Here is a 4,608-nt window from a genome sequence, read left to right on the forward strand (position 1 = left end):
CGGCCCCGGAAACTGGGCCGCGAAGGGGGGCCGGGGGAACCGCGCAGCGGGGCGCCCGGCAAAAAGGAACGCCGCGCCGAAGGCGCGACCACACCCACCCGGACGGTGTTTCGGGGCAGGCGGCGTCTCGTCTACCCTGGAGGTTCTGCACGCCCCGCCTGCGGGGTGCTGTGGTCTCTGGCCGGTGGACCGTGCCAACCCGCTCGCGGGGGTGTCCACCGGCCGTCCGCGTTTGGGATCAGGGGCGGATGGTCGGTTGTGTGGTCGTCTGGACCGGCGGCGGCTGGATCAACTGCGCCGGGGCCGTCGCCCTGGCGGTCGGCGTGGTCCTGGGGGCCGGCTGTTCGACGGTGAGGTCTGCGAGCATCGCGCGCAGGGGGCCGCTGTTGCCGTTGAAGGATGCGATGGACGCCAACTCGTTGCGGTCGGGGTCGAGTTGGGTCCAGTCAATTGGGTGCCCGGCGGCGGCGGCGAGCTGACCGAGGAAGGCTCGCTGCACTCTCCCGTTGCCCTCCCTGAAGGGGTGCAGCGCATTGACGTCGCCATAGAGGTCGGCCAGGCCGGTGAGGAACTGGTCGCGGTCGAGACCGCGGAGGTAGTCCTGGCGCCGGGCGAGGCGGCCGAAGGTGTCGTCAGCGTATCCAGGGATCATCCGGACGAGACAGAACTGGGTGTTGCCCTTGGCGATCTCGATGGAGCGGACGTCGCCTGCCCACGGGTAGATGCTGCCGAACACCTCGCGGTGGAACGTCTGGAGGTGGGCCAGGTCGTACCGGCCGGGAACGGGCGTCTCGGCGATCCGGGTGAGGCGGGCGGCGGTGATGTCGGCTTCGGCTGCGGCGAGGGCCTGGGGGTCGGTGATGCCCAGTCGGTTGCGCAGGACGCCGCTGCCGGGGTCGGTGTAGGGGTCGGCCATCGTCAGGTTGCCGGCTGCTCGGTGCCCGGGACGCGGTGGCGGGCTTCGGCCCGCTGCACCAGCTCGTCGGCGGTGATCCGACCGGCCGCGTACTCCTCGGCGTCGGTGAGGTACTCCGCGCTGGGAGTGAGGCCCTCGGCTCGGACGGAACCGGTGGCTGAGTCGACGGCTCGGCGGCGGGCCTCCGGGGTGGTGGCGGGGTGGCGCATCGGGTGGCTCCTCGGGTTCGCGCCGGGCGGGCGCGGGGTCTCTCATCAGCGTACGTGCACTCCAGGAGTCAGCGCTGGTGCTCGGATGGTCACTGGGTGGGACGCGGCAGGCGGCTGGTTCCGGACGGCGGAAGCGGGCGCGGGGGAGGGAGCTCGATGCTCCCTCCCCCGCGGTGCCGGCCGCCCGACCCGTGCTGTCGGATCGGGCGGCCGGTCTCAAGCGGCAAGCGGTTGCTGCTCGACCAGCAGAGCGGGCGGCCCCTGCGGTTCGCGCCCCCTGCCCGCCTTCTCGATCACGGCTGCTTGGAAGGCCGCGTAGGTCCTCTCCTGCGTGATCTTCTCCCGGAGCGCGGCCGCTTCCGTCTCCAGTTCGGCGATGGCCTTCTGGTGGTGTCGGTATCGAGCGGGAGCGTGCTGCTCGTCGTGGGCGCGGCGCAGCTCGGCCGCCCACGGGCGGGAGAGCATGTGCCGGGTGATCGTGTAGACGATCGCGGCGGTCCTGCGCTGGGTGCCCTCCGGTGCGCTGGGGCAGTGCCTTCCGCCGGTGTCTCGCCGGACCACCAGCCACCGGTGGCTGGTGGGATTCATCTTCTCGGGGTGGAAGACCGCCCGCTTGGCGAGCCGGACGCCGTAGACGGTCGGCACGTCCGGGAAGTTGGTGGTGAAAGGGTTTCGGTCGGGCTTGCCGTAGGTGATCTGGATCGCGGACCCGTCGCAGCAGCGCGTGTAGTAGTGGCCGGACTCCCACCCGACGGTGATGGTGCCGCCCAACTCCGGGATGCGGTAGAGGGCCGCACCGATCTCCCAGTCCAGGGTGATCGTGGCGTGGAACCGGTATCCGCCTTCTGTGACCAGGGTGACGTACTGCGGGCCGACTGGCCGGGTGTTGCTCATGCTGCCGCCTTGGCGAGGACCGGAACCGCTATGTCGTCGAAGCGGGGCAGCGCTCCGGCAGCCAGTTCCTCAACGGAGGGAAGGTTGGTCCACCGGCGCGCGGCGTGACGGTAGGCGACGGTCCAGAGGTTCAGCTGACTGGTGAACGCCGCCTTGTCGGTGGCCACGATCAGCAGACCGCCGACGCTGACCCGAAGCTGCGGCGCGCGGGTCGGGCTCAGCTTCGCGGGCAGCGTCTCCACAACCGCCGGAGGCACCGGACGGTCGAGACGAAGGTGTCCGGACATCACCCCTTCGGGCTCCGGGACCGTACCGGACATCGTCCCGGAGAACACACGATCGGTGCGGTCGGCCAGGCTGGTCCATGCCTTGTACGCCTCGTACGCGGGCTGCGGGTGAGCCAGGCGGACGCGGACGGACGGCATGGTCAGCAGGATCGTGTGGGCGATCAGCACGGCATGGGCTTCGTGGTGCCCTGCGAGATGGACGGCAAGGTCGGCGCGGACCGTAGGCGGGCGGTCGGTGGTGGTGAGATGCAAGTGCACGGGTCCTCCGGCGGAGTGATGGTGTGGTCAGCGGGGCCGGGGGCGTCCGGTGCCATCGGACGCCCCCGACTGATTCAGGACGGGGCCCTCGTCCCCCTGGGCCTACGCGGCAAACGCCTCGTTGATCTCGGGGTACATCGCTTCCCAGTCCTTCTCCGAGTCGTCCGGCCCGGCACCCGCGATGATCGCCAGATGACGGCTCAGCTCGTCCTCGGCGTCCTCCGACGCGCCCAACTCCTCCTCGGCGTCCTCTGGCTCGTCCCCCGGCTCGTCCTCGGCGTCCTCCGACGCGCCCAACTCGTCCTCGGTATATCCGTTCTCCGGGTCCTCGTCATACTCGTCTGCGTCGGCCTGTCGGGCCGCCTCTACCTCCGCCTTCGCAGCCGCCCGTACTTCGGACTCCGCGATCTTCGCCCGGAGATCGGCCACCAGCTCGACCTCTGGGTCCGACAGCTCGTAGCCGTAAGCAGTCAGGAAGTCGAACCACTCCAGCACGACCCACTTGTCTCCGTAGCCAGAGATGATCTGTCGGACCGCGCGCTCAGCCCGAACCGCAACGGTGGCCAGCAGCACCAACGGCAGCCGCGCCTCGGCCATTCGGCGAGTGAAACGCTCGAACCGATCGCTGCGGTCGTCGTCACCCGGCGCGTTGAGATACACCAGGACCTCGGTGCTGGTCTCGTCCGCTCCCAGCTCGTAGAGGAGCCGAAGAACCTTCTTCGTCATCCCCTTGGGCACCTTCTTGGAGCGGCAAAGCTCCTGGATGTACTCAACGCGCACTTCCTGGGAGATGGACAGCGCCTCTCGGCGCTCACGGGCCGCCTGCTCCGCCGCCGCCTTGGCAGCCGCCTCCTCGGCACTGAGGAAGCTGTAGTGCCCGGAGACGTGGTGTCCGTACTGGTGAGGGTCACGGCAGAGGAAGGTGGCCTTGAGGTCCCCAGGCTGGTTCTCGTTGAAGAAAGCCGCGTGCCCAGGGCAGTCCTTGTGCATCTCGGGCGTCAGGACCACACCGTCAGCATCGGCGAGACGATTTACGTTCACCTCACGCGATCCGCCCCAGCCGAACGACGGCGGCTCGCCGACCATCCGGACATTGGCGGCAGCGAGCGCCTGGGTGGTCTCCGCCCGCAGCGCGGCCCGTTCCGCCTTCCGCCGCTCGTCCTTGATCGCCCAGCTCAGACCGTGCCCGTTCTCGATCTTGGCAAGGAGTCGCTTGTACGCCTTCGGGTCACCCTCGAACTCGGCGAGGGCTGCGGCCTCTTCGAAGGTCAGCGCGCCCTTGTCGATGGCGGCACGGGCCGACTTCGGCATTCCGGCCAAAGCGATCGACGCTCGCACCTTCTTTGGGTCCTGAGCAACCCGGGTGGCGATCTCGTCCGGGTCGAGACCGAGCTCAATGGACAGCTGCGCGTAGGCGTCGGCGATCTCGCTCGCCTTCATGTCCTCCCGATGCATGTTCTCGATCAGCTGCGCGATGATGCGCGCCTGCTCGGCACTGAGGTCGTTGCGGACAATGACGTCAACGAGCCGACCAGCCTCGATCGCCCCCATGGCCCGGCGGTTGCCGAGAATGATCGCGATTCCGTCCTCATGGGGCGCGCCGATGATCGGCTGCACCAGGCCGTTCTCCTTGACGGAGGCGATGAATTCGGCGGTCAGCTCGGCCTTGCGAACATTACGAGTAAACGTCAACTCCTCCGGGTCAATGTCTTCGAGAAGGATCTTCCCCGTGTTCTCGGGCCGATTGGCGGCGCTCTCGGGGTTGTCGCTCGACTCAACTTCGAGAGTGACGGTCAACTCGTCCAGCTCCGGCGAGGCCAGCTCATCGGTCTGCGGCTCAACGGGGGCGAATGTGGTGGTCACGATTCCTCCAACAGGTGCATGGTCTCTGTCCGTTGGTCGGGGGTGCCATCCCCTCCCAACAAGAACAATATTACCTCGTAGGGGGTTTTTGGTCAAGCGCGGAGGCGTGGTTCAGCACGCCGGTCCGACGACTGACAGACCGTCAAATCGACGGGCGCACCTCCCCCGTCCCCCCGACAGC

5 protein-coding genes are annotated in these 4,608 nt (G+C 68.6%); all 5 read right to left on the minus strand.

Annotated features, from left to right (window positions below; all coding sequences use genetic code 11):
- Positions 1 to 238 precede the first annotated feature (238 nt).
- Complete coding sequence (locus tag OO57_RS37135; protein WP_063737730.1) at positions 239 to 916, minus strand: Fic/DOC family protein; 678 nt, start codon at positions 914 to 916, stop codon at positions 239 to 241.
- Positions 917 to 918: 2 nt separating this feature from the next.
- Positions 919 to 1,125: an antitoxin VbhA family protein gene (locus OO57_RS37140; protein WP_033257273.1), complete on the minus strand. Its 207-nt coding sequence runs from the start codon at positions 1,123 to 1,125 to the stop codon at positions 919 to 921.
- Between the two features lie 216 nt (positions 1,126 to 1,341).
- Entirely contained in the window at positions 1,342 to 2,019 is a 678-nt protein-coding gene (locus tag OO57_RS37145) for a hypothetical protein (RefSeq protein WP_033257274.1), read from the minus strand.
- Positions 2,016 to 2,558, minus strand: coding sequence for a hypothetical protein (locus tag OO57_RS37150; RefSeq protein WP_158715377.1), 543 nt, complete (start codon positions 2,556 to 2,558; stop codon positions 2,016 to 2,018). The genes OO57_RS37145 and OO57_RS37150 overlap by 4 nt, the downstream gene beginning before the upstream one ends.
- A gap of 108 nt (positions 2,559 to 2,666) precedes the next feature.
- Positions 2,667 to 4,427, minus strand: a complete 1,761-nt coding sequence (locus tag OO57_RS37155) for a ParB/RepB/Spo0J family partition protein (protein ID WP_033257277.1) — start codon at positions 4,425 to 4,427, stop codon at positions 2,667 to 2,669.
- Between the last annotated feature and the right edge of the window lie 181 nt (positions 4,428 to 4,608).

It is taken from the genome of Kitasatospora phosalacinea (genome assembly GCF_000717185.1).
GTDB classification, from domain to species: Bacteria; Actinomycetota; Actinomycetes; order Streptomycetales; family Streptomycetaceae; genus Kitasatospora; species Kitasatospora phosalacinea_A.

Excerpts from the sequence above, each read along its gene's own strand:
- OO57_RS37140 (WP_033257273.1), bottom strand. The coding sequence starts at position 1,125 with ATGCGCCACCCCGCCACCACCCCGGAGGCCCGCCGCCGAGCCGTCGAC.
- OO57_RS37135 (WP_063737730.1), bottom strand. The coding sequence starts at position 916 with ATGGCCGACCCCTACACCGACCCCGGCAGCGGCGTCCTGCGCAACCGA.
- OO57_RS37145 (WP_033257274.1), bottom strand. The coding sequence starts at position 2,019 with ATGAGCAACACCCGGCCAGTCGGCCCGCAGTACGTCACCCTGGTCACA.